This window comes from Citrobacter sp. MGH106 (assembly GCF_001037495.1).
Classification (GTDB): Bacteria; Pseudomonadota; Gammaproteobacteria; order Enterobacterales; family Enterobacteriaceae; genus Citrobacter; species Citrobacter murliniae.
On record NZ_KQ089822.1, the window covers coordinates 1,157,465 to 1,183,215 of the forward strand.

Consider the following 25,751-nt stretch of genomic DNA (forward strand, 5'->3'; position numbering starts at 1 on the left):
CAGTAAAGGTATTGTGCGCAGAGAGTGCCGCCGGATGCAAATCCCGGCGGCGCTCAACGTTATTACAATTGACGATAGCCTGACAGGAAACGTTCGAATTTACTCAGCGACATTTCGATATCGTCAATACGCGGCAGCGTTACGATACGGAAGTGGTCCGGCCACGGCCAGTTGAATGCGGTTCCCTGTACCAGCAGGACTTTTTCCTGGAGCAGGAAATCGAGCACCATCTTCTGGTCGTCATGAATATTGAACCGCTTCGCATCAATTTTTGGGAACATATACAGTGCGCCGCGCGGTTTGACGCAGGAGACGCCGGGAATATCGTTCAGCAATTCCCAGGCACGATTGCGCTGTTCGTACAAGCGTCCGCCCGGCATGATGAATTCGCTAATGCTTTGGTAGCCTCCCAGTGCGGTCTGGATGGCATGCTGTGCAGGAACGTTGGCGCACAAACGCATAGATGCCAGCATTTCAAGACCTTCGATATACCCTTTGGCATGTTTCTTCGGTCCATTCAGCACCATCCAGCCCTGGCGGAAACCAGCAACACGGTAGGTTTTTGACAGGCCGTTAAAGGTGATGGTCAGCAGGTCCGGAGCCATTGCGGCGATCGAATGGTGCTCGGCGTCATCATAGAGGATCTTGTCGTAAATTTCGTCGGCAAAGATAATAAGATTGTTCTGGCGAGCAATCTCAACAATCTCCATCAGCAGTTCTTTGGAATAAACGGCACCGGTGGGGTTGTTCGGGTTGATGATGACGATCCCACGCGTGCGTGGGGTGATTTTGGCGCGAATATCATCCAGATCCGGGAACCAGTCTGAAGACTCATCGCACAGGTAGTGCACGGCGTTACCGCCGGAGAGCGATACCGCAGCTGTCCACAGCGGATAATCGGGCGCAGGTACCAGCATTTCGTCCCCACTGTTCAACAACGCCTGCATCGCCTGGACTATCAACTCGGAAACGCCATTACCAATATAGATGTCTTCGACGGTAACATCGCGCATCCCACGAGCCTGGTAATGTTGCATGATCGCTTTACGGGCGGAATAAAGGCCTTTGGAGTCGCAATATCCCTGCGCTGTTGGTAAATTGCGGATCACATCAACCAGAATCTCATCTGGCGCTTCAAATCCGAATGGCGCGGGGTTGCCGATATTCAGTTTCAGAACTTTATTGCCTTCTTCTTCCAGGCGCTTTGCTTCCTTCAGAACCGGGCCACGAATGTCATAACAGACATTTTCTAATTTGCTGGATTTTTCAATGGGGGACATGAATCTTGACCTTTTTAGCTGTGAATGCCACTCCCTGCCGTGGAAGTCAGCACAGAACAATGTACTCCCACGACGGTGAGTTTTGAAGGGTCTTTAGTAGAAGATTTCGATCCGGCATGAAGTTATAATTCACTGTTAACGACTAATTAATATATTAATTATAGTGCTTAATTCTATTAATAATGTATTTAATGGGTTTTTATTTTGTAGTTATCCTTTGGTGGTGGTGATTTGTCTGGTTAAAAATAGTTAGATGGGCCAAGGCGGTCTGCAATCGTCTCATCACTCAAATGGCGTAATTCGAAAATACTGAGTCCTGATGCTGTCCGACTGTTATCGGTATGATCCGCCAACGGCAGGGTGTGAATCTATTGTTAAGTATAATTAATGAATAGTGTCAGTCTTAATTAATTATTATTTAATATTTAAACAGCATTTATTGAATGCGTTAATAATAGTAAAAGCGCAAGTTCAAGATAACACCATTTTGCTTCGAATTATTCACGATAACACTTATAAATATAGTGGTTTTAGGTTAAGATAAGTCTCATGAAATGGTGTGCGGTACGTGTTTTGCGATAATTCTCATGTTGGTTGATTGTTTCTAACATACTGAAAATTTGGCTTTTAATGTGTAAATTAATGTTTGCTAACTATTTTCAATATTTACAAAATTTACATGTTTCCCCATTAGTCAGAATCATTCAAAAGCTAAAAAATTGACTGTTTCTCGTTACTATATTCCGATTAGAGTCCCGGATATTATAAAGCGCAGAAAGAGAATTGTTTCGTTTGTACACCAAATACATCCTTATTTTCACTTGGTTACACTAAGTGAAACTGCGAGGGAAGCACATTACAAATGGAATTGTTTGTTTCTGAATGCACAGCATTAACCCGGTATGACCCGCGAGTAAGTGAAAAATTATGATAAATGCAAATCGTCCGATAATTAACCTCGACCTCGATCTGCTGAGAACCTTCGTTGCTGTTGCCGACCTGAATACCTTCGCGGCTGCGGCTGCTGCGGTATGTCGCACACAGTCTGCGGTGAGTCAGCAAATGCAACGCCTTGAACAACTAGTGGGGAAAGAGTTGTTCGCGCGCCATGGTCGCAACAAACTGCTGACTGAACATGGTATTCAGCTTTTGGGTTACGCCAGAAAAATACTGCGTTTTAATGATGAGGCCTGCTCATCATTAATGTTTAACAATCTTCAGGGAGTGTTAACTATCGGCGCTTCCGATGAATCGGCCGATACAATACTGCCTTTCCTGCTCAATCGAATAAGCTCGGTATATCCGAAGCTTGCTCTTGATGTGAGAGTGAAGCGTAACGCTTACATGGTGGATATGTTGAAGTCGCAGGAAGTGGATCTGGTGGTCACCACCAACCGTCCAGGTGATTTTGAGTGCCTGAATCTGCGCACCTCACCGACACACTGGTATTGCGCGGCTGAGTATATCCTGCAAAAAGGCGAACCAGTTCCTCTGGTTCTGCTCGACGATCCTAGTCCGTTTCGGGATATCGTACTGGAGACACTGAATGCCGCACAGATCCCGTGGCGTCTGGCCTATGTAGCATCAACATTACCAGCGGTTCGTGCTGCGGTGAAAGCGGGACTGGGCGTCACTGCTCGTCCGGTAGAAATGATGAGTCCGGACCTGCGCGTTCTCGGGGCTGTGGACGGGCTACCGCCGTTACCTGAAACGGAATACCTGTTGTGCTGCGATCCCACCACGAAAAATGAATTGGCTCAGGTTATCTTTAAGTCGATGCAGACATATCAAAACCCCTGGCAATACAACCAGTTTACTCCCGAAGGGGGAGATGATTCGCTGATCGTTGAAGGTGACTTTGAGTAATGTGTCACAAATAATCGTTATAAAATGTAAGTGTAAAAAAGAGCCGCTAATGGTGAAAAAACATCCAGCGGCTCTTTTTTTATACAAATAATGGCGCTTGATACCATTTTGTATACTAAAACTTAACAAAATCAGCCGGTAAAAAACTCGCCTTAAAATTGAATGAAAAACAAACAACAGGAGTGTCATCTGTTTCTATGTTAAAAAACTAGAGAAATTGTTGCTGTTTTTTATGGTGAATTAACAAAAGCGTGTCACAGATCAAGAAAATACTCCCATTTAGGGGGAGGCATCTGAGTGAAATCCTGTCAAAATAGAGCAGTATTATCTTTTTTACTTCACTACGGACACGATTCAACAACATTGAAAATGACTAATGAAACGATCGAAATTAGTCTAAACAGCACTTTATGTTAATGAAATTGGATTGGTGTAAAATAATGTGAGGGAACTTTTGTTAAAGTTGACAAAAGGTTATAGAAAGGAGTAAAAAACCCCATCAATTGGCTGTTTAAATGATTTTCTACAGTGATTGTAAGGTTTTTTTTATTCCTCCCCATGAATCGATGTGGCGTTCATCTGCCGAAAAGAGCAGAGAATTTGGCGCTACTTTTGATGAGTAAGCAATGAGTATGTCAACATCCACTGAAATCATCGCTCATCACTGGGCATTCGCTATCTTTCTTATTGTTGCCATTGGCCTGTGCTGCCTGATGCTTGTTGGCGGCTGGTTTTTAGGTGGTCGCGCGCGCGCGAGATCTAAAAACGTGCCGTTTGAATCAGGTATCGACTCGGTCGGCACCGCCCGCCTGCGCCTGTCTGCCAAGTTTTATCTGGTAGCCATGTTCTTCGTTATCTTCGACGTTGAAGCGCTGTATCTGTTCGCATGGTCAACTTCTATCCGTGAAAGCGGCTGGATTGGCTTTGTGGAAGCTGCAATTTTTATTTTTGTGTTACTGGCAGGTCTGGTTTATCTGGTGCGTATTGGCGCGCTGGACTGGACGCCCGCGCGTTCACGCCGCGAGCGTATGAACCCGGAAACGAACAGTATCGCTAATCGTCAACGCTAACCGCGAGGCATTAAGATGGATTATACGCTCACCCGCATAGATCCTAACGGTGAGAACGACCGTTACCCCCTGCAAAAACAGGAGATCGTAACCGACCCCCTGGAGCAAGAAGTTAACAAAAACGTGTTCATGGGCAAACTGCATGACATGGTTAACTGGGGCCGTAAAAACTCAATTTGGCCATACAACTTTGGCCTTTCCTGCTGCTACGTTGAGATGGTGACCTCGTTTACCGCCGTGCATGATGTGGCCCGCTTTGGTGCGGAAGTACTGCGTGCCTCTCCGCGTCAGGCTGACCTGATGGTTGTGGCCGGAACTTGCTTTACCAAAATGGCCCCGGTTATTCAGCGCCTCTACGATCAGATGCTGGAACCAAAATGGGTTATTTCCATGGGCGCATGCGCTAACTCCGGCGGTATGTACGATATCTACTCTGTCGTGCAGGGTGTTGATAAATTTATTCCGGTAGATGTGTACATCCCGGGATGTCCGCCGCGCCCGGAAGCGTATATGCAGGCGCTAATGCTGCTGCAAGACTCCATTGGCAAAGAACGCCGTCCGCTCTCCTGGGTGGTTGGCGATCAGGGCGTTTATCGCGCCAATATGCAGTCAGAGCGCGAGCGTAAGCGCGGCGAACGTATTGCTGTAACGAATCTTCGTACACCAGACGAGATTTAATATGCGCCTGTCGGCAGCAGCACTTCCTTCGCTTATTACTACATAAATAGCGCGAAGCACTGCCGACCACCACGGACCATTTGCAATGGTGAACAATATGACCGACTTAACCGCGCAAGAAGCTGCATGGCAGACACGGGATCATCTCGATGACCCGGTCATTGGCGAACTGCGCAACCGTTTTGGGCCGGATGCCTTTACCGTTCAGGCGACTCGCACCGGGGTACCCGTTGTTTGGGTCAAGCGTGAACAATTACTGGAAGTTGGCGATTTCTTAAAGAGACTGCCGAAACCTTACGTCATGCTGTTTGACTTACACGGCATGGACGAACGTCTGCGTACGCACCGCGAAGGGTTACCTGCCGCGGATTTTTCCGTTTTCTATCACCTGATCTCCATTGAACGCAATCGCGATATCATGCTCAAGGTGGCATTGTCTGAAAACGATCTACGCGTACCGACTTTCACCAAACTGTTCCCGAACGCTAACTGGTATGAGCGCGAAACCTGGGAAATGTTTGGCATCGATATCGAAGGCCACCCGCACCTGACGCGCCTGCTGATGCCTCATACCTGGCAGGGACATCCGCTGCGTAAAGATTACCCGGCGCGTGCCACTGAATTCGATCCGTTTGAGCTGACCAAAGCCAAGCAGGATCTGGAAATGGAATCACTGACCTTCAAACCTGAAGAGTGGGGCATGAAGCGTAGTACCGAAAATGAGGACTTTATGTTCCTCAACCTCGGTCCTAACCACCCGTCTTCTCACGGTGCATTCCGTATTGTTCTGCAGCTTGATGGCGAAGAAATTGTCGACTGTGTGCCTGACATCGGTTACCACCATCGTGGTGCTGAAAAGATGGGTGAACGTCAGTCCTGGCACAGCTACATTCCGTACACTGACCGTATCGAATATCTCGGCGGCTGCGTCAACGAAATGCCTTATGTGCTGGCGGTAGAAAAACTGGCGGGCATTACCGTACCGGATCGTGTCAACGTGATCCGCGTAATGCTTTCCGAACTGTTCCGTATCAATAGCCACCTGTTGTATATCTCGACGTTTATTCAGGACGTCGGCGCAATGACTCCGGTATTCTTCGCCTTTACCGACCGTCAAAAAATCTATGACGTGGTGGAAGCGATCACGGGTTTCCGTATGCACCCGGCCTGGTTCCGTATTGGCGGTGTTGCGCACGATCTGCCGCGCGGTTGGGACAAACTGCTGCGTGATTTCCTGGACTGGATGCCGAAGCGTCTGGATTCTTACGAGAAAGCGGCGCTGCGTAACACCATCCTGAAAGGTCGTTCGCAGGGCGTTGCCGCTTACGGCAAGAAAGAAGCGCTGGACTGGGGTTGTACCGGTGCCGCGTTGCGTGCGACAGGTGTTGATTTCGACGTGCGTAAATCACGTCCGTACTCTGGCTACGAAAACTTTGACTTTGAAGTGCCGGTTGGTGGTGGTGTATCCGACTGCTATACCCGCGTAATGCTGAAAGTTGAAGAACTGCGTCAGAGTCTGCGCATCCTTGAGCAGTGCCTCAACAACATGCCGGAAGGCCCGTTCAAAGCGGATCACCCGCTGACCACGCCGCCACCGAAAGAGCGCACGCTTCAACATATCGAAACCCTGATCACCCACTTCCTGCAAGTATCGTGGGGTCCGGTCATGCCGGCGAACGAGTCCTTCCAGATGGTTGAAGCGACCAAGGGTATCAACAGTTACTACCTGACCAGCGATGGCAGCACCATGAGTTACCGTACTCGTATCCGTACGCCGAGCTTTGCGCATCTGCAGCAGATCCCGGTAGCGGTACGTGGCAGCCTGGTGTCCGACCTGATCGTCCATCTGGGTAGTATCGATTTTGTTATGTCAGATGTGGACCGCTAATTATGCACGAGAATCAACAACCACAAACCGAGGCTTTTGAGCTGAGTGCGGCTGAGCGTGAAGCTATTGAGCACGAGAAGCACCACTACGAAGACCCGCGTGCGGCGTCCATTGAAGCGCTGAAAATTGTTCAGAAGCAGCGTGGCTGGGTGCCGGATGGGGCGATCTATGCGATCGCTGACGTGCTGGGTATCCCGGCAAGCGACGTTGAAGGTGTTGCGACATTCTACAGCCAGATCTTCCGCCAGCCAGTTGGCCGCCATGTGATCCGCTATTGCGACAGCGTGGTGTGCCATATCAACGGCTATCAGGGGATCCAGGCCGCGCTTGAGAAAAAACTCAACATCAAGCCGGGGCAGACGACTTTTGACGGTCGCTTTACGCTGCTGCCAACCTGTTGCCTGGGGAACTGCGATAAAGGGCCAAACATGATGATCGATGAGGACACTCACGCTCACTTGACCCCGGAAGGCATCCCCGAACTGCTGGAGCGGTATAAATGAAAGACATTATCCGTACTCCCGAAACACATCCGCTGACCTGGCGTCTGCGTGATGACAAACAGCCAGTATGGCTGGACGAATACCGTAGCAAAAACGGCTACGAAGGTGCGCGTAAAGCCCTGACCGGGCTGTCACCGGATGAAATCGTCAACCAGGTAAAAGACGCTGGCCTGAAAGGGCGCGGCGGCGCGGGCTTTTCCACAGGTCTTAAGTGGAGTCTGATGCCGAAAGACGAATCCATGAACATCCGTTACCTGCTGTGTAACGCGGATGAAATGGAGCCGGGTACCTATAAAGACCGTTTGCTGATGGAACAACTGCCGCACCTGTTGGTGGAAGGTATGTTGATCTCTGCGTTTGCGCTGAAAGCGTACCGTGGTTACATCTTCCTGCGCGGTGAATATATTGAAGCGGCTGTGCATCTGCGCCGTGCGATTGCCGAAGCAACCGAAGCGGGTCTGCTTGGCAAGAACATCATGGGCACCGGTTTCGACTTCGAACTGTTCGTGCACACCGGGGCAGGGCGTTACATCTGTGGTGAAGAAACCGCACTGATTAACTCCCTCGAAGGTCGCCGTGCTAATCCGCGCTCGAAGCCGCCGTTCCCGGCAAGCTCTGGCGCATGGGGTAAGCCGACCTGCGTTAACAACGTCGAAACCTTATGTAACGTGCCGGCAATTCTCGCCAACGGCGTGGAGTGGTACCAGAACATTTCGAAGAGCAAAGACGCTGGCACCAAGCTGATGGGTTTCTCCGGTCGCGTGAAAAACCCGGGATTGTGGGAACTGCCCTTCGGCACCACCGCGCGTGAAATTCTTGAAGACTACGCTGGCGGCATGCGTGATGGCCTGAAGTTTAAAGCCTGGCAGCCGGGCGGCGCGGGAACCGACTTCCTGACCGAAGCACACCTTGACCTGCCGATGGAATTCGAAAGTATCGGTAAAGCGGGGAGTCGTCTGGGTACCGCGCTGGCAATGGCTGTCGATCACGAGATTGGCATGGTACCGCTGGTGCGTAACCTGGAAGAGTTCTTTGCCCGTGAATCCTGCGGCTGGTGTACGCCGTGTCGTGACGGTCTGCCGTGGAGTGTGAAAATTCTGCGTGCGCTGGAGCGTGGTGAAGGCCAGCCTGGGGATATCGAGACACTTGAGCAACTGTGTCGTTTCCTCGGTCCGGGTAAAACCTTCTGTGCACACGCACCGGGTGCGGTCGAACCGCTGCAGAGCGCCATTAAATATTTCCGCGAAGAATTCGAAGCTGGCATCAAGCAGACCTTCAGCAATACCCATGCAATTGGTGGTATTCAGCCGAACCTGCTTAAAGAGCGCTGGTAATAGCGGTATTGGCGTTTTGCGATACCTGAGAAAAAATTTCGATTAATGCCTAAAAAATAACCGAGACCTTCGCGCTGTGGCAAGGCAGCAACAGAGCGAGTCCCAGGAGTTTAGTGAACTAAATGACTGGGGGAGCGATGGCAGCCAATACAGCCAGAGTGTGAAGGATGAAGGTTATTTAGGCCAACTGGAAGCATGCTGACTATGGCTACGATTCATGTAGACGGCAAAGAATATGAGGTCAACGGAGCGGACAACCTGCTGGAAGCTTGTCTGTCTCTCGGCCTTGATATTCCGTACTTTTGCTGGCACCCGGCGCTGGGAAGCGTCGGTGCTTGCCGCCAGTGTGCGGTGAAGCAATACCAAAACGCGGAAGACACGCGTGGTCGCCTGGTGATGTCTTGTATGACACCGGCCACCGAAGGCACCTTTATTTCTATTGACGACGAAGAAGCGAAACAGTTCCGTGAGAGCGTGGTGGAATGGTTGATGACTAACCACCCACATGACTGTCCGGTCTGCGAAGAGGGGGGGAACTGCCACCTTCAGGATATGACCGTAATGACAGGTCATAGCTTCCGTCGCTACCGCTTCACTAAGCGTACTCACCGCAACCAGGATCTGGGGCCATTCATCTCTCACGAAATGAACCGCTGCATTGCCTGCTACCGCTGCGTACGCTACTACAAAGATTATGCAGATGGCGCGGATCTGGGCGTATATGGCGCACATGACAACGTCTACTTCGGTCGCCCGGAAGACGGTACGCTTGAAAGCGAATTCTCCGGCAACTTGGTAGAGATCTGCCCGACCGGCGTATTTACTGATAAAACGCACTCCGAGCGTTATAACCGTAAATGGGACATGCAGTTTGCGCCAAGCATCTGCCAGCAATGCTCCATTGGCTGTAACACCAGCCCGGGTGAGCGCTACGGTGAACTGCGTAGAATCGAAAACCGCTACAACGGTACCGTTAACCACTACTTCCTCTGCGACCGTGGTCGTTTTGGCTATGGTTACGTGAACCTGAAAGACCGTCCGCGTCAGCCGGTACAGCGTCGCGGCGATGATCTGATTACCCTTAATGCCGAGCAGGCGATGCAGGGCGCGGCAGATATTCTGCGTCAGTCGAAGAAAGTCATCGGCATCGGTTCCCCACGAGCCAGCGTCGAGAGCAACTTCGCGCTGCGTGAACTGGTGGGTGCGGAAAACTTTTATACCGGTATTGCTCAGGGCGAACTGGAACGTCTGCAACTGGCACTGAGCGTGCTGCGTGACGGTGGTATTCATACGCCTGCACTGCGCGATATCGAATCGTATGATGCGGTACTGGTACTGGGCGAAGATGTTACCCAGACCGGCGCGCGTGTTGCGCTGGCGGTTCGTCAGGCTGTGAAAGGCAAAGCCCGTGAGATGGCTGCGGCGCAAAAAGTCGCTGACTGGCAGATTGCGGCAATCCTTAATATCGGTCAGCGAGCCAAGCATCCGCTGTTCGTGACCAACGTTGACAGCACTCGTCTGGATGATATCGCAGCATGGACTTACCGTGCGCCGGTTGAAGATCAGGCGCGGTTAGGTTTTGCTATCGCTCATGCGTTGGATAACAACGCGCCAGCGGTTGAGGGCATCGACCGTGACCTGCAGAACAAAATCGACGTCATCGTTCAGGCTCTGGCTGGTGCTAAGAAACCGCTGATTATCTCCGGTACTAACGCCGGTAGCGCAGAAGTGATTCAGGCGGCGGCTAACGTGGCGAAGGCGCTGAAAGGTCGCGGCGCTGACGTAGGCATTACCATGATTGCTCGCTCAGTGAACAGTATGGGTCTGGGCATGATTGGCGGCGGATCTCTTGAGGATGCGCTGACTGAGCTGGAAACCGGTCGTGCTGACGCGGTGGTGGTGCTGGAAAACGACCTGCATCGTCATGCAAGTGCGACTCGCGTTAACGCCGCACTGGCGAAAGCGCCTCTGGTGATGGTTGTTGACCATCAACGTACGGCGATCATGGAAAATGCTCACCTGGTGCTTTCTGCCGCAAGCTTTGCTGAGAGCGATGGTACGGTCATCAACAACGAAGGTCGCGCACAGCGCTTCTTCCAGGTGTATGACCCGTCCTACTACGACAGCAAAACGATTATGCTGGAGAGCTGGCGTTGGCTGCATTCGTTGCACAGCACTGTGCAAAACCGCGAAGTGGACTGGACGCAACTCGATCACGTTATTGACGCTGCCGTTGCCGCATTGCCGCAGCTGGCAGGCATTAAAGATGCTGCGCCGGACGCGAGCTTCCGCATCCGTGGACAGAAACTGGCACGTGAGCCGCACCGTTACAGCGGTCGTACCGCAATGCGCGCCAACATCAGCGTACACGAACCGCGTCAGCCGCAGGATAAAGACACCATGTTCGCTTTCTCAATGGAAGGGAACAACCAGCCGGATGCGCCGCGTTCACAGATTCCGTTTGCCTGGGCTCCAGGCTGGAACTCCCCGCAAGCGTGGAACAAGTTCCAGGATGAAGTGGGCGGTAAACTGCGTCATGGCGATCCGGGTGTGCGTCTGATTGAAGCGTCAGAAGGCGGTCTGGACTACTTCACTACCGTTCCTGCGAGCTTCCAGGCGCAGGATGGTCAGTGGCGTATTGCACCTTACTATCATCTGTTTGGCAGCGACGAAATGTCCCAGCGCGCACCGGTCTTCCAGACGCGCATGCCGCAGCCGTACATCAAACTCAACCCGGCGGATGCCGCGAAGTTGGGCGTAAATGTCGGTACGCGAGTTTCCTTTAGCTACGATGGCAATACGGTGACACTGCCGGTTGAAATCTCTGAAGGATTATCGGCAGGGCAGGTTGGTTTGCCGATGGGTATGCCTGGCATCGCACCGGTACTGGCAGGCGCGCGTCTTGAGGATCTGCAGGAGGCACAACAATGAGTTGGATTACACCCGATCTGATTGAGATCCTGCTGAGCATTCTCAAAGCGGTAGTGATCCTGCTGGTGGTGGTCACCTGCGGGGCATTCATGAGCTTTGGTGAACGTCGTCTGCTGGGTCTGTTCCAGAATCGTTACGGACCGAACCGTGTTGGCTGGGGCGGTTCGCTCCAGCTGGTCGCGGACATGATCAAAATGTTCTTTAAAGAAGACTGGATCCCGAAATTCTCGGATCGCGTCATCTTTACTCTGGCACCGATGATCGCCTTCACCTCTCTGTTGCTGGCTTTTGCAATTGTGCCAGTCAGCCCGAACTGGGTGGTTGCTGATCTGAACATCGGGATCCTGTTCTTCCTGATGATGGCGGGTCTGGCCGTTTACGCGGTACTGTTCGCCGGTTGGTCAAGCAACAACAAATACTCGCTGCTGGGTGCGATGCGTGCTTCTGCGCAGACGCTCAGTTACGAAGTGTTTCTCGGACTTTCCCTGATGGGCGTGGTGGCGCAAGCCGGTTCATTCAATATGACCGACATCGTCAATAACCAGGCTGATATCTGGAACGTTATTCCGCAGTTCTTTGGTTTTGTCACCTTTGCCATCGCGGGTGTGGCGGTGTGTCACCGTCATCCGTTTGACCAGCCGGAAGCCGAGCAGGAACTGGCCGATGGTTACCACATTGAATACTCCGGTATGAAATTCGGTCTGTTCTTTGTGGGTGAGTACATTGGTATCGTCACCATTTCTGCGCTGATGGTTACCTTGTTCTTCGGTGGCTGGCATGGCCCGTTCTTACCGCCATTCGTCTGGTTCGCGCTGAAAACCGCGTTCTTCATGATGATGTTCATTTTGATTCGTGCGTCGTTACCGCGTCCTCGTTATGACCAGGTAATGTCCTTCGGCTGGAAAGTCTGCCTGCCGCTGACGCTCGTCAACTTGCTGGTAACGGCGGCTGTCATTCTCTGGCAGGCGCAATAAGGGACACAAAGACCATGACCTTAAAAGAATTGTTAGTAGGCTTCGGCACCCAGGTACGCAGTATCTGGATGATCGGCCTGCATGCGTTCGCGAAACGCGAAACGCAGATGTACCCGGAAGAGCCGGTCTATCTACCACCCCGTTTTCGCGGACGTATCGTGCTGACGCGCGATCCTGACGGTGAAGAACGTTGCGTTGCCTGTAACCTGTGTGCGGTAGCCTGTCCGGTAGGTTGTATCTCTCTGCAAAAAGCGGAGACCAAAGATGGCCGCTGGTATCCGGAGTTTTTCCGCATTAACTTCTCACGCTGCATTTTCTGTGGCCTGTGCGAAGAAGCCTGTCCGACAACGGCAATTCAGCTTACCCCAGACTTTGAACTGGGTGAGTACAAGCGCCAGGACCTGGTTTACGAGAAAGAGGATCTGCTGATCTCCGGTCCGGGCAAATACCCGGAATATAACTTCTACCGGATGGCAGGTATGGCAATCGACGGCAAAGATAAAGGCGAAGCTGAGAACGAAGCCAAGCCTATCGACGTCAAGAGCCTGTTACCGTAAGGAGAGGGGCAATGGAGTTCGCTTTTTATATCTGTGGCCTGATAGCCATTCTCGCAACCTTGCGGGTGATCACCCATACCAATCCGGTACACGCACTGCTGTATCTGATTATTTCGCTGCTGGCGATTTCTGGGGTGTTCTTCTCGTTAGGTGCTTACTTTGCGGGTGCGCTGGAAATTATCGTTTATGCGGGCGCCATCATGGTGCTGTTCGTGTTCGTTGTAATGATGCTGAACCTCGGCGGTTCTGAAATTGAACAGGAACGTCAGTGGCTGAAACCACAAGTATGGATTGGTCCGGCAATTCTGTCGGCCATTATGCTGGTGGTCATCGTTTACGCCATTCTGGGTGTTAATGATCAGGGCATCGACGGTACGCCAATCAGCGCGAAAGCAGTCGGTATTTCCCTGTTCGGACCTTATGTTCTGGCGGTTGAGTTGGCTTCGATGCTGCTGTTGGCTGGTCTGGTTGTGGCCTTCCACGTCGGTCGCGAAGAGCGTATGGGTGAAGTGCTGAGCAACCGCACCGACGATCGCGCGAAAAGAAAAACGGAGGAGCACGCATGATCCCCTTACAACATGGATTGATCCTCGCTGCGATTTTATTCGTGCTGGGCTTAACCGGTCTGGTTATCCGCCGCAATCTGCTGTTTATGCTGATCGGGTTGGAAATCATGATTAACGCTTCTGCGCTGGCCTTTGTGGTCGCGGGTAGCTACTGGGGCCAGACCGATGGTCAGGTGATGTATATCCTCGCCATCAGTCTCGCGGCTGCTGAAGCGAGCATCGGACTTGCGCTGTTACTGCAACTTCATCGCCGTCGCCAGAACCTGAACATCGATTCAGTAAGTGAGATGCGTGGATGAACATGCTTGCCTTAACCATTCTTCTGCCATTTATTGGCTTTGTATTACTGGCGTTTTCTCGTGGTCGTTGGTCAGAAAATCTGTCCGCTACCGTAGGGGTTGGGTCGATTGGCCTGGCAGCGCTGGTGACCGCGTTTGTTGGCGTGGATTTCTTCGCCAACGGTAAACAGGCATTTAGCGTTCCGCTGTGGACGTGGATGTCTGTTGGCAACTTTAACATCGGTTTCAACCTGGTGCTGGACGGCCTGTCACTGACCATGCTTTCTGTTGTGACCGGCGTGGGTTTCCTGATCCACATGTTTGCTTCCTGGTACATGCGCGGTGAAGAGGGATACTCTCGTTTCTTCGCCTACACCAACCTGTTTATCGCCAGTATGGTTGTTTTGGTACTGGCTGATAACCTGTTGTTGATGTACCTCGGTTGGGAAGGCGTGGGCCTGTGCTCCTATCTGCTGATCGGTTTCTACTACACCGATCCGAAGAATGGCGCTGCGGCAATGAAAGCCTTCGTGGTGACCCGTGTCGGTGACGTGTTCCTGGCGTTCGCGCTGTTCATCCTCTACAACGAGCTGGGCACGCTGAACTTCCGCGAAATGGTTGAACTGGCGCCTGCGCACTTTGCAGATGGCAATAACATGCTGATGTGGGCAACGCTGATGCTGCTGGGCGGTGCGGTCGGTAAATCGGCGCAGTTGCCGTTGCAGACCTGGCTTGCTGACGCGATGGCTGGCCCGACGCCTGTTTCCGCGTTGATCCACGCCGCAACGATGGTTACCGCGGGTGTTTACCTGATTGCGCGTACCCACGGCCTGTTCCTGATGACGCCGGAAATCCTGCATCTGGTTGGGATTATCGGAGCTATCACGCTGGTGCTGGCAGGTTTCGCGGCGCTGGTGCAGACCGACATCAAACGCGTTCTCGCCTATTCCACCATGAGCCAGATTGGCTACATGTTCCTGGCGCTTGGTGTTCAGGCGTGGGATGCGGCGATTTTCCATCTGATGACGCACGCCTTCTTTAAAGCACTGCTGTTCCTGGCATCCGGCTCGGTTATCCTTGCCTGCCACCACGAACAGAACATCTTCAAGATGGGCGGCCTGCGTAAGTCTATTCCGCTGGTGTATCTCTGCTTCCTGGTCGGTGGCGCAGCGCTGTCGGCTCTGCCGCTGATTACCGCGGGCTTCTTCAGTAAGGATGAGATTCTTGCCGGTGCGATGGCGAACGGTCATATCAATCTGATGGTTGCAGGTCTGGTCGGCGCGTTTATGACCTCTCTGTACACCTTCCGTATGATTTTCATCGTGTTCCACGGGAAAGAACAAATTCACGCTCACGCAGGGAAGGGGATTACCCACCACCTGCCGCTGATTGTACTTATGATCCTGTCCACCTTCGTTGGTGCGTTGATTGTGCCTCCGCTGCATGGCGTGCTCCCGGCAACAACTGAGCTTGAGCATGGTCGCGTGATGACGCTGGAAATTACCTCCGGCATCGTAGCGATTGCGGGCATCCTGATTGCAGCCTGGCTGTGGTTGGGTAAACGTACTCTGGTGACCTCAATTGCCAACAGTGCGCCGGGTCGCCTGCTGGGAACCTGGTGGTATAACGCCTGGGGCTTTGACTGGCTGTATGACAAAGTATTCGTCAAGCCGTTCCTGGGCATAGCCTGGTTGCTGAAACGCGATCCAATGAACTCGATGATGAACATTCCGGCGATCCTGTCTCGCTTCGCAGGTAAAGGCCTGCTGTTGAGCGAAAATGGCTATTTGCGCTGGTATGTTGCATCCATGAGCATTGGCGCGGTTGTCGTGCTGGCACTGTTGATGGTACTGCGTTGAGTTTGAGGATTGCGGTTGTTTTGCCCGGTGGCGTTAAAACCGCAATCCGAAGTGAATTTTCTGTCGTGAGAATTCGTTGAAAATCAGGTCCTGTTGGGACTTTAACAAGGAATAAAGATCGCCATGTTACTACCCTGGCTAATATTAATTCCCTTTATCGGTGGCTTCCTGTGCTGGCAGACCGAACGCTTTGGCGTGAAGGTGCCGCGCTGGATCGCGCTGGTAACCATGGGACTGACGCTGGCGCTTGGCCTGCAACTGTGGCTGCAGGGCGGCTATTCACTGACGCAATCTGCTGGCATTCCGCAGTGGCAGTCTGAGTTCGTCGTGCCGTGGATCCCGCGCTTTGGCATCTCTATTCATCTGGCTATCGACGGTCTGTCGCTGCTGATGGTAGTGCTGACCGGTCTGCTCGGCGTTCTGGCGGTACTGTGTTCCTGGAATGAAATCGAAAAATACCAGGGCTTCTTCCACCTGAACCTGATGTGGATCCTCGGCGGCGTAATTGGCGTGTTCCTTGCCATCGACATGTTCCTGTTCTTCTTCTTCTGGGAAATGATGCTGGTGCCGATGTACTTCCTGATCGCGCTGTGGGGGCATAAAGCTTCTGACGGTAAAACGCGTATCACGGCGGCCACTAAGTTCTTCATCTATACCCAGGCGAGTGGCCTGGTCATGTTGATCGCCATCCTGGCTCTGGTATTTGTGCACTACAAAGCAACCGGTGTCTGGACCTTCAACTATGAAGAGTTGCTGAATACCCCGATGTCCCACGGCGTGGAATATCTGCTGATGCTGGGCTTCTTCATCGCCTTCGCGGTGAAAATGCCGGTGGTTCCGCTGCACGGCTGGTTGCCGGACGCACACTCCCAGGCACCGACCGCAGGTTCCGTTGACCTGGCGGGGATTTTGCTGAAAACAGCGGCATACGGTCTGCTGCGTTTCTCCCTGCCGCTGTTCCCGAACGCGTCGGCGGAGTTCGCACCTATCGCCATGTGGCTGGGCGTTATCGGTATTTTCTACGGCGCGTGGATGGCCTTTAACCAGTACGACATCAAACGTCTGATTGCCTACACCTCTGTATCGCACATGGGCTTCGTGCTGATTGCTATCTACACCGGCAGCCAACTGGCTTACCAGGGCGCGGTGATCCAGATGATCGCTCACGGCCTGTCCGCAGCCGGTCTGTTCATTCTGTGTGGTCAGTTGTACGAACGTCTGCATACGCGTGATATGCGTATGATGGGCGGTCTGTGGGGCAAAATGAAATGGCTGCCAGCGCTGTCGATGTTCTTCGCGGTATGTACGCTGGGTATGCCAGGCACCGGTAACTTCGTTGGCGAATTCATGATTCTGTTCGGCAGTTACCAGGTGGTTCCGGTCATTACGGTGATCTCGACCTTTGGTCTGGTATTTGCCTCTGTTTACTCGCTGGCGATGCTGCATCGCGCTTACTTTGGTAAGGCGAAAAGCCAGATTGCCAGTGTTGAACTGCCAGGGATGTCGCTGCGTGAGCTGTTTATCATCCTGTTGCTGGTCGTGCTTCTGGTACTGCTTGGCTTCTATCCGCAGCCGATTCTGGATACCTCGCATTCTGCGATGAGCAACATCCAGCAGTGGTTTGTTAATTCCGTTACTACTACAAGGCCGTAAATCGCCATGACAATAACTCCACAACACCTGATTGCGCTGCTACCGCTGCTGATCGTCGGCTTGACGGTGGTGGTTGTGATGCTCTCCATTGCGTGGCGACGCAATCACTTCCTCAATGCCACGCTGTCGGTCATTGGGCTTAACGCCGCGCTGGTTTCGCTCTGGTTTGTTGGCCAGGCGGGCGCAATGGATGTCACCCCGCTGATGCGGGTTGACGGTTTCGCTATGCTCTACACCGGGCTGGTGCTGCTGGCGAGCCTTGCCACCTGTACCTTTGCCTACCCGTGGCTGGAAGGCTATGACGATAACCGGGAAGAGTTCTACCTGCTGGTGTTGATCGCCGCGCTGGGTGGCATTCTGCTGGCGAACGCCAACCATCTGGCGGCGCTGTTCCTCGGTATCGAACTGATCTCTCTGCCGCTGTTTGGTCTGGTTGGCTATGCGTTCCGTCAGAAGCGTTCGCTGGAAGCCAGTATCAAATACACCATCCTGTCTGCCGCAGCCTCTTCATTCCTGCTGTTTGGTATGGCGTTGGTGTACGCGCAGTCAGGCAACCTGTCGTTTGTTGCGCTCGGTAAGAGTCTCGGCGATGGTATGCTGAACGAACCGCTGCTGTTGGCCGGTTTCGGACTGATGATCGTTGGTCTGGGCTTTAAACTCTCGCTGGTGCCATTCCATCTGTGGACGCCAGACGTATACCAGGGCGCTCCTGCTCCGGTATCCACCTTCCTGGCGACGGCGAGCAAAATCGCTATCTTCGGCGTGGTAATGCGTTTGTTCCTGTACGCGCCGGTGGGTGACAGCGAAGCGGTACGTATCGTGCTGGGTGTCATCGCCTTTGCTTCCATTATCTTCGGTAACCTGATGGCGCTGAGCCAGACCAACATCAAACGTCTGCTGGGTTATTCTTCTATCTCTCACCTCGGTTATCTGCTGGTTGCGCTGATTGCTCTGCAAAGCGGTGAGATGTCGATGGAAGCGGTCGGCGTTTACCTGGCTGGTTATCTGTTCAGCAGCCTGGGTGCGTTTGGTGTGGTCAGCCTGATGTCCAGCCCGTACCGCGGCCCGGATGCCGATTCTCTGTTCTCCTACCGTGGGTTGTTCTGGCATCGTCCGATCCTTGCGGCAGTGATGACGGTGATGATGTTGTCTCTGGCGGGGATCCCGATGACGCTGGGCTTTATCGGTAAATTCTACGTACTGGCAGTTGGTGTGCAGGCCAACCTGTGGTGGTTGGTTGCCGCAGTAGTCGTCGGGTCCGCGATTGGTTTGTACTACTACTTGCGCGTTGCCGTGAGCCTGTACCTGAGCGCACCGCAGCAGCTTAACCGTGATGCACCGTCTAACTGGCAGTACAGTGCTGGTGGTATCGTGGTACTGATCTCTGCTCTGCTGGTTCTGATCCTCGGTGTCTACCCGCAACCGTTGATCAGCATCGTGCAGTTGGCAGCACCGCTGATGTAAGCGAAAAGTTGAAACGAAAAAACCCGCCTCGGCGGGTTTTTTTATGCAGCAAATATCAGGCTGAAAGCTGACGACTTACCAGCGGTCCGCTGACGTCTTTCGCCGCGCGCTCCATCACTTCCTGAATCACAGAAGACAGCTCGTTAATCTCAAATTTTGCCACGTAGCCATCTGCCTTTACTCTGCGAACGTGATCTTCATTTGCACTACCGGAGAGTGAAGAGTGGATCACTACCGGGATCTTTTTCAGACGCTCATCGGTTTTAATCTTGCGGGTGAGTGTAAAACCGTCCATCTCCGGCATTTCCAGATCGGTGAGCACCAGGGCGATTTTCTCGCTGATGGGTTTACCTTCCGCCAGGGCCTCCTGAGACAGTTGCTGTATTTTTTCCCACGCGTCTTTGCCCGTCACATGCATCAGATGGGGGATTTCCATGGCATTAAGCCCTTTCTCAAGCATCGCGCGGGCGACTTTTGAGTCTTCTGCAACAATCGCTACCGCACCCGGTGTGATATTGAACTTACTGGTTTTAAGATTGGTGGCACGCAGATCGTGATTTGACGGCACGATGTCATACAGGATTTGTTCAACGTCGAGTACCAGCGCCAGGTTGTTGGTCTCTTTATTGTCGTCCAGACAGGCGATACTGGTGATATAGCGACCGTTAACAGCTTTCTCCGCAGTATGCACCTGCTGCCAGTCCAGGCGCATAATGTTTTCCACGGATTCCACCGCAAATGCCTGCACGCTGCGGGCGTATTCAGTAATCAACAGGATATTAAGACCGGTTTCTGGTTTACATCCGGCAACGGCTGGCAGGTCAATTACCGGGATCACCTGATCACGGATATTCACCATACCTAACAGCGGGGCTTTCATGCCAGCCGGACGCGTAAACGTGGGCATCGGGACGATTTCACGCAGCTTGAATACGTTGATGCCAAACAGCTCCGATTTCTGCTCATCCAGTGATGTGCCCAGACGAAACAGCAACAGTTCAAAGCGGTTAGACAGGGTTAGGTTTGTCCTGTCGTCGATGTCTTTTTGAAAATTGTTCATCCTGTCCTCAGTGTGAAAGCCAGCTTTTCTCTGTTATCGGCACTGAGGCGAAAAAATAGAGCACTAAACCGTGAAAATGGCGAAATCGTGAGCCAGTTCGGTCGCCGGAAACAGGGTCCTGCACTCTTCGAGCAAACGCTGGCAGCCTTTTTCATCGTAGCGTGAGCTGACGTGGGTTATTATCAAACGGCTCACTCCGGCCTCCAGAGCCAACTGAGCGGCTTGTCGGGTAGAGCTGTGTCCACGGCTGTTGGCTTTTTCCTCCATCGACGAATCCAGCGTGGTTTCATGAATCATGACATCCACACCTTTTGCCAGCTCGATGGCGGTAGCACACGGTGCGGTATCGCCGAAAATAGCAACAGATTTGCCCGGTATTGCCGGCGCGAGAAAATCTGCACCGTTAATCGAGCGGCCATCTTCCAGCACGATGCTCTTTCCGGCTTTCAGTTCCTGAAACCAGGGACCCGGTTTCACACCCGCAGCCTTTAGTGCTTTAGCGTCAAGCGCGCCGGGTTTGTCATGTTCTTCGACCCGATAGCCGTAACACTCCACAGGGTGTTCCAGTGCGAACGCAGTAACTTTCCGCAAGCCATCATCCAGAATTTCACCCGCAGTAACTTCCACAATCTCCAGCGGATAATCGGTCCAGGAGCCGCTAAGGTGTAATGCGGTCTCGGTAAACTCCCGTAATCCTTTCGGACCGTAGAGTGTCAGTGGCTGAACGTTTCCGGCCATCGAACGGCTACACAATAGCCCGGGTAAGCCAAAGAGGTGATCGCCATGCAGATGGCTGATAAAAATTCGCTCGAGCTTTCCCGGATTAAACGGTGTACTAAGCATCTGGTGCTGCGTCCCTTCGCCGCAATCGAAAAGCCATAGCCCCGCCTGCGTGGGATGTTGCAGATTCAGTAGTATTGCCGTTACATTGCGTGAGCGAGTGGGAACACCCGCAGACGTGCCTAAAAATAGTAATTCCATCTTTTGCGTTACACTTTTCGCCATCATTGAGGCAGGGTGTTCAGGTTATCACAACAAAGGGGCAGACAATGATTCACTGGCAAGATCTCCACCATACAGAACTGAACGTCCAGCAACTGTATGCCATTCTTCAGCTTCGCTGCGCGGTGTTTGTCGTTGAGCAACAGTGTCCGTATCAGGATGTGGACGGCGATGATCTGGTGGGTGAAAACCGTCATATTCTGGGGTGGTATAACGGTCAACTGGTAGCGTATGCGAGGATTCTGAAAAGTGACGAGGATCTGGAGCCGGTAGTGATTGGTCGAGTGATCGTAAGCGAAGCGTTACGTGGTGAAAAACTGGGTCAACAGCTGATGGCGCAGACGTTGGCATCGTGCTCGCAGCACTGGCCGCACAAGGCGTTATATCTCGGCGCACAGGCACATCTGCAATCCTTTTACGCACGCTTTGGTTTTATGCCGGTAACGGATATCTATGACGAAGATGGTATCCCACACATAGGCATGGCGCGTGAGGCGTAAATAGCCACTGTTGTCTATAGTTAGTGGATACGTAAATAGAAAGGGAGAATATAATGTCTTTTCGTTCTGATGAATCACGTATTGACGACGACCTGGAACTACTCAGTGAAACGCTGGAAGAAGTGCTGCGTTCATCGGGTGATCCTGCTGACCAGAAGTATCTTGAGCTAAAAGCGCGCGCTGAGCAGGCGCTGGAGGATGTGAGAAATCGCGTAAGCCATGCCTCTGACAGCTATTATTATCGCGCGAAGCAGGCAGTTTGCCGGGCTGATGACTATGTACATGAAAAGCCCTGGCGTGGGATTGGCGTCGGCGCAACGGTCGGTTTAGTGATGGGTTTATTGTTGGCACGGCGATAAATTCAGCACCCTCTTCGCAATAGTAAGTACTCCCTAAACGGGGGTACTGCTTTTTCTGTTCAGTACCCCGTATAATGAGAGGTTTTTAACAGGGAGAGGTCCGCGTGCATTCAATCACTACTGCGCTGGAAAGTCTGATGCGCCATTTGTCGCAAGAGATACCAGCAGCACCTGGAATTCGTATTTACGATATACCTTTCCCGCTGAACGATGCATTTGACGCTTTAGGATGGCTGGCCAGCCAACCCGTCTGGCCGCAGTTTTACTGGCAGCAGCGTAACGGCGATGAAGAAGCTGCTGTGCTGGGAGCTACCGCCACATTCTCTTCTCTCGAATCTGCCCAGCAGTTTTTACGCCAGCATGAAGATAATCCAGAACTACGGATCTGGGGATTGAATGCGTTCGAGCCTCAACGCGGTAATCTACTGTTACCCCGTCTGGAGTGGCGACGCTGCGCAGGAATGGCGACTTTACGGTTACATCTTTATAGTGATGTTTCTCTGCGCGAAGATGCTGCGCGTGCTGGCGCATTTCTCTCAGCACTTGCCAGTGTTAAGCCACTTCCCACATTGCGCCTGAATTTGATCGGTGAACAGCACTGGCCTGATAAAGCTGGCTGGACACGCCTGATTGAACTTGCCACGCAAACCATCGCCAGAGAAGATCTCGATAAAGTGGTGCTGGCGAGGGCCACCGATTTACAGTTCTCTCATCCGGTGCATGCCGCAGCGGTAATGGCTTCAAGCCGTCGTTTAAACCTCAACTGCTACCATTTCTTTATGGCATTCTCCGCCGAATGCGCTTTTCTTGGTTCGTCTCCCGAACGCCTGTGGCGGCGGCGTGACACCGCTTTGCGCACCGAAGCGCTGGCCGGAACTGTCGCTAATCATCCTGACGATCACCGGGCCTGGCAGCTTGGCGAATGGCTAATGAAAGATGATAAAAACCAGCGTGAGAATATGCTGGTGGTGGAAGATATCTGCCAGCGGTTACAGAACTGCACGCAAACGCTCGACGTGCTTCCCCCGCAGGTGCTTAGATTACGCAAAGTGCAGCATTTGCGGCGTTGTATCTGGACGGCATTGAATCAGCCAGATGACGCGCTTTGCCTGATGCAGCTACAGCCGACGGCCGCCGTGGCAGGTATTCCGCGCGAGCTGGCGCGCGAGTTTATCCAGCATCATGAACCTTTTGAACGCGAATGGTATGCCGGATCTGCGGGATATCTCTCTCTGAGCCAAAGCGAGTTTTGCGTATCGTTACGTTCTGCGAAAATTAATGCAAACGTGGTACGCCTGTATGCCGGGGCGGGGATCGTGCGTGGCTCAGATCCAGAGCAGGAATGGCAGGAAATAGACAATAAAGCGGCAGGGTTACGTACTTTATTACAGATGGAAGGATAATGATTTCGTGTATATTCCCGACTCATATCAAAAATCCATTTATTCGATTCTTTATACTGTGTCGCAATATTGATACCGGACAATCTCATGTCAGTAAGCGCATTTAACCGACGCTGGGCGGCGGTCATTCTGGAAGCACTCACTCGCCACGGCGTCAGGCATGTTTGCATTGCGCCTGGCTCACGTTCGACGCCGTTGACTCTGGCTGCAGCGGAAAACTCTGCTTTTATACACCATACGCATTTTGACGAGCGTGGGCTTGGGCATCTGGCTTTAGGGCTGGCAAAGGTCAGCAGACAACCTGTTGCAGTGATTGTGACCTCCGGCACGGCAGTGGCGAATTTGTATCCGGCGCTGATCGAAGCGGGTCTGACCGGTGAAAAACTGATTTTACTTACGGCGGACAGGCCGCCAGAACTGATTGATTGCGGGGCGAATCAGGCGATTCGCCAGGCGGGTATGTTTGCCTCACATCCATCGCATACGCTCTCTTTACCACGTCCAACGCAGGATATTCCGGCAAGCTGGCTGGTTTCCACCATTGATAACGCATTAGCCTCACTGCATAGCGGCGCAGTACACATAAATTGCCCGTTTGCAGAACCGCTGTATGGCGATATGGACGAAACTGGCGTTGAGTGGCAACAGCGCCTTGGTGACTGGTGGCAGGATGACAAACCGTGGCTGAGCGAATCACGTCGGCTGGAAAGTGATAAGCAGCGTGACTGGTTTTTCTGGCGACAAAAACGTGGCGTGGTGATTGCCGGTCGCATGAGTGCGGAAGAGGGCAAGAAAGTTGCACTCTGGGCGCAGACGTTAGGCTGGCCGCTGATTGGCGATGTATTGTCGCAAACCGGGCAACCGTTGCCATGTGCCGATCTGTGGCTGGGTAATGCAAAAGCGGTGGCTGAGTTACAGCAGGCGCAGATTGTGGTGCAGCTCGGCAGTAGCCTGACCGGGAAACGTCTGCTGCAGTGGCAGGCCAGTTGCGATCCGCAGGAATACTGGATTGTCGATAATATCGAAGGACGTCTGGATCCGGCTCATCATCGTGGACGCCGGTTAGTCGCGAAGATAAGTGACTGGCTGGAACTGCATCCGGCTGAGAAGCGTCAGCCCTGGTGCGTGGAGATTCCACGTCTCGCAGAACAATCCTGGCAAGCGGTGGTGGCACGTCGTGATACCTTCGGAGAAGCACAACTGGCGCACCGCATTCGGGATTATCTACCTGAACAGGGACAGCTGTTTGTGGGTAATAGTCTGGTGGTGCGTCTGATAGACGCACTGTCGCAGCTTCCTGTCGGTTATCCGGTTTACAGCAATCGTGGGGCGAGCGGTATCGACGGTTTGTTGTCTACAGCCGCGGGCGTACAACGCGCCAGCGCGAAATCGACGCTGGCTATTGTCGGCGATTTATCCGCGCTGTATGACCTGAATGCACTGGCGTTATTACGCAAGGTCTCTGCTCCGTTCGTATTGATTGTGGTGAATAATAACGGCGGTCAGATTTTCTCACTACTGCCAACGCCACAAAGCGAACGCGAACGATTCTATCTGATGCCGCAGAACGTCCACTTTGATCACGCGGCAGCCATGTTCAACCTGAAATATCACCGACCGGAAAGCTGGGAGCAGCTGGAAAGCGCGCTGGCGAATGCCTGGCGAACCCCTGCAGCAACGGTGATTGAGCTGGTAGTGAATGAAACTGACGGGGCGCAAACTCTGCAGCAACTGCTGGCACAGGTGAGCCATCTATGATCCTGCACGCGCAGGCGAATGAGGGCCAGACGGGTTATCCCTGGCTGGTTTTCCTGCACGGATTCTCAGGTGATTGTCAGGAATGGCAAACGGTCGGCGAGACGTTTCAAAACTACTCGCGATTGTACATCGATCTGCCAGGACACGGCGGTTCTGCTGACATTCGCGTGAGGGGCTTTGATGACGTCAGTGAATTGCTGCGTAATACTTTATTTAGTTACAACATACTTAACTACTGGTTGGTGGGATATTCTCTTGGCGGCAGAGTCGCGATGATGGCGGCCTGCCAGGGGATGCCGGGGCTTTGCGGATTGGTTGTTGAAGGTGGACATCCTGGGCTACAACGCGAAGATGAGCGGATTCAGCGTCGTCTCTCAGATGGCCGCTGGGCCGCACGTTTTCGCCGGGAACCGTTGCGTGATGTGTTTAATGACTGGTATCAACAGCCAGTTTTCGCCTCGTTAAGCCCTGTACAACGACAGGCGCTCGTGGCGCTGCGCAGCCATAATAATGGTGTTACGTTGGCTGCAATGCTGGAGGCTACCTCGCTTGCCGTCCAACCTGATTTACGTGCGCAACTCACTACGTGCACATTTCCGTTTTATTATTTATGTGGTGAACGTGACGATAAATTCCGCGCTTTGGCGACGGAAATGTCTGTACCGAACCATGTGATTCGTAACGCCGGACACAACGCGCATCGGGATAATCCCGCAGGCGTGGTGGACTGTCTGGCTCAGATTCTGCGTCGCTGACTAAAGGACATTT

Annotated in this window: 22 protein-coding genes; 19 read left to right on the forward strand and 3 right to left on the reverse strand. The window is 52.7% G+C overall.

Features of this window, described 5'->3' with window-relative positions; translation table 11 throughout:
- Window positions 1–62 precede the first annotated feature (62 nt).
- Window positions 63–1,280 (reverse strand): alanine transaminase AlaA, encoded by a 1,218-nt coding sequence (gene alaA, locus SK36_RS05445; RefSeq protein ID WP_003028082.1) that lies wholly within the window; start codon window positions 1,278–1,280, stop codon window positions 63–65.
- A 927-nt stretch (window positions 1,281–2,207) separates the two neighbouring features.
- On the opposite strand from alaA, the gene lrhA reads away from it, so the two are divergent.
- From lrhA to nuoN, 14 genes are all read left to right on the forward strand, one after another.
- On the forward strand, window positions 2,208–3,146 hold the full coding sequence (gene lrhA, locus SK36_RS05450) for a transcriptional regulator LrhA (protein ID WP_045445582.1): 939 nt from the start codon (window positions 2,208–2,210) through the stop codon (window positions 3,144–3,146).
- A 626-nt stretch (window positions 3,147–3,772) separates the two neighbouring features.
- Window positions 3,773–4,216: an NADH-quinone oxidoreductase subunit NuoA gene (gene nuoA, locus SK36_RS05455; protein ID WP_003028077.1), complete on the forward strand. Its 444-nt coding sequence runs from the start codon at window positions 3,773–3,775 to the stop codon at window positions 4,214–4,216.
- A gap of 15 nt (window positions 4,217–4,231) precedes the next feature.
- Entirely contained in the window at window positions 4,232–4,894 is a 663-nt protein-coding gene (gene nuoB, locus SK36_RS05460) for an NADH-quinone oxidoreductase subunit NuoB (RefSeq protein WP_003028075.1), read from the forward strand.
- An 85-nt stretch (window positions 4,895–4,979) separates the two neighbouring features.
- Window positions 4,980–6,782, forward strand: coding sequence for an NADH-quinone oxidoreductase subunit C/D (nuoC, locus tag SK36_RS05465; protein WP_075261760.1), 1,803 nt, complete (start codon window positions 4,980–4,982; stop codon window positions 6,780–6,782).
- Window positions 6,783–6,784: 2 nt separating this feature from the next.
- Complete coding sequence (gene nuoE / locus SK36_RS05470; protein WP_003028069.1) at window positions 6,785–7,285, forward strand: NADH-quinone oxidoreductase subunit NuoE; 501 nt, start codon at window positions 6,785–6,787, stop codon at window positions 7,283–7,285.
- On the forward strand, window positions 7,282–8,619 hold the full coding sequence (nuoF, locus tag SK36_RS05475; protein WP_003839356.1) for an NADH-quinone oxidoreductase subunit NuoF: 1,338 nt from the start codon (window positions 7,282–7,284) through the stop codon (window positions 8,617–8,619). The genes nuoE and nuoF overlap by 4 nt, the downstream gene beginning before the upstream one ends.
- 204 nt (window positions 8,620–8,823) lie before the next feature.
- Entirely contained in the window at window positions 8,824–11,550 is a 2,727-nt protein-coding gene (gene nuoG / locus SK36_RS05480; RefSeq protein ID WP_045449731.1) for an NADH-quinone oxidoreductase subunit NuoG, read from the forward strand.
- Window positions 11,547–12,524, forward strand: coding sequence for an NADH-quinone oxidoreductase subunit NuoH (nuoH, locus tag SK36_RS05485; RefSeq protein WP_003028063.1), 978 nt, complete (start codon window positions 11,547–11,549; stop codon window positions 12,522–12,524). Before nuoG ends, nuoH begins: the two co-directional genes overlap by 4 nt.
- A 14-nt stretch (window positions 12,525–12,538) precedes the next feature.
- Window positions 12,539–13,081 (forward strand): NADH-quinone oxidoreductase subunit NuoI, encoded by a 543-nt coding sequence (nuoI, locus tag SK36_RS05490; RefSeq protein ID WP_005129470.1) that lies wholly within the window; start codon window positions 12,539–12,541, stop codon window positions 13,079–13,081.
- Between the two features lie 11 nt (window positions 13,082–13,092).
- Window positions 13,093–13,647, forward strand: a complete 555-nt coding sequence (nuoJ, locus tag SK36_RS05495) for an NADH-quinone oxidoreductase subunit J (RefSeq protein ID WP_045445570.1) — start codon at window positions 13,093–13,095, stop codon at window positions 13,645–13,647.
- Window positions 13,644–13,946 (forward strand): NADH-quinone oxidoreductase subunit NuoK, encoded by a 303-nt coding sequence (gene nuoK, locus SK36_RS05500; protein WP_000612644.1) that lies wholly within the window; start codon window positions 13,644–13,646, stop codon window positions 13,944–13,946. Before nuoJ ends, nuoK begins: the two co-directional genes overlap by 4 nt.
- The gene (nuoL, locus tag SK36_RS05505; protein ID WP_045445564.1) at window positions 13,943–15,784 is read left to right on the forward strand and encodes an NADH-quinone oxidoreductase subunit L; all 1,842 of its coding nucleotides are present in this window, start codon (window positions 13,943–13,945) and stop codon (window positions 15,782–15,784) included. The genes nuoK and nuoL overlap by 4 nt, the downstream gene beginning before the upstream one ends.
- 123 nt (window positions 15,785–15,907) lie before the next feature.
- Window positions 15,908–17,437, forward strand: coding sequence for an NADH-quinone oxidoreductase subunit M (gene nuoM / locus SK36_RS05510; RefSeq protein WP_045445562.1), 1,530 nt, complete (start codon window positions 15,908–15,910; stop codon window positions 17,435–17,437).
- A 6-nt stretch (window positions 17,438–17,443) separates the two neighbouring features.
- Complete coding sequence (gene nuoN, locus SK36_RS05515; protein WP_045445559.1) at window positions 17,444–18,901, forward strand: NADH-quinone oxidoreductase subunit NuoN; 1,458 nt, start codon at window positions 17,444–17,446, stop codon at window positions 18,899–18,901.
- 55 nt (window positions 18,902–18,956) lie between these two features.
- Here the strand turns inward: nuoN and SK36_RS05520 are convergent, their stop codons facing one another.
- Both SK36_RS05520 and rbn read right to left on the reverse strand, forming a co-directional pair.
- Window positions 18,957–19,961 carry a chemotaxis protein gene (locus SK36_RS05520; protein ID WP_045445556.1) on the reverse strand — a complete coding sequence of 335 codons (1,005 nt, stop codon included), beginning with the start codon at window positions 19,959–19,961 and terminating at the stop codon, window positions 18,957–18,959.
- A 63-nt stretch (window positions 19,962–20,024) separates the two neighbouring features.
- Window positions 20,025–20,942 carry a ribonuclease BN gene (gene rbn / locus SK36_RS05525; protein ID WP_048222583.1) on the reverse strand — a complete coding sequence of 306 codons (918 nt, stop codon included), beginning with the start codon at window positions 20,940–20,942 and terminating at the stop codon, window positions 20,025–20,027.
- A gap of 68 nt (window positions 20,943–21,010) precedes the next feature.
- Here rbn and SK36_RS05530 point away from each other — a divergent pair, with 68 nt between their 5' ends.
- From SK36_RS05530 to menH, 5 genes are all read left to right on the forward strand, one after another.
- Window positions 21,011–21,463 (forward strand): GNAT family N-acetyltransferase, encoded by a 453-nt coding sequence (locus SK36_RS05530; protein WP_045445553.1) that lies wholly within the window; start codon window positions 21,011–21,013, stop codon window positions 21,461–21,463.
- A gap of 53 nt (window positions 21,464–21,516) precedes the next feature.
- A complete protein-coding gene (elaB, locus tag SK36_RS05535; protein ID WP_045445550.1) occupies window positions 21,517–21,822 on the forward strand; it encodes a stress response protein ElaB in 306 nt (101 codons plus the stop codon).
- 104 nt (window positions 21,823–21,926) lie between these two features.
- A complete protein-coding gene (gene menF, locus SK36_RS05540) occupies window positions 21,927–23,225 on the forward strand; it encodes an isochorismate synthase MenF (protein WP_048220988.1) in 1,299 nt (432 codons plus the stop codon).
- Between the two features lie 87 nt (window positions 23,226–23,312).
- Complete coding sequence (gene menD / locus SK36_RS05545; protein ID WP_048220989.1) at window positions 23,313–24,983, forward strand: 2-succinyl-5-enolpyruvyl-6-hydroxy-3-cyclohexene-1-carboxylic-acid synthase; 1,671 nt, start codon at window positions 23,313–23,315, stop codon at window positions 24,981–24,983.
- A complete protein-coding gene (gene menH, locus SK36_RS05550) occupies window positions 24,980–25,738 on the forward strand; it encodes a 2-succinyl-6-hydroxy-2,4-cyclohexadiene-1-carboxylate synthase (RefSeq protein ID WP_048220990.1) in 759 nt (252 codons plus the stop codon). The genes menD and menH overlap by 4 nt, the downstream gene beginning before the upstream one ends.
- Window positions 25,739–25,751: the final 13 nt, after the last annotated feature.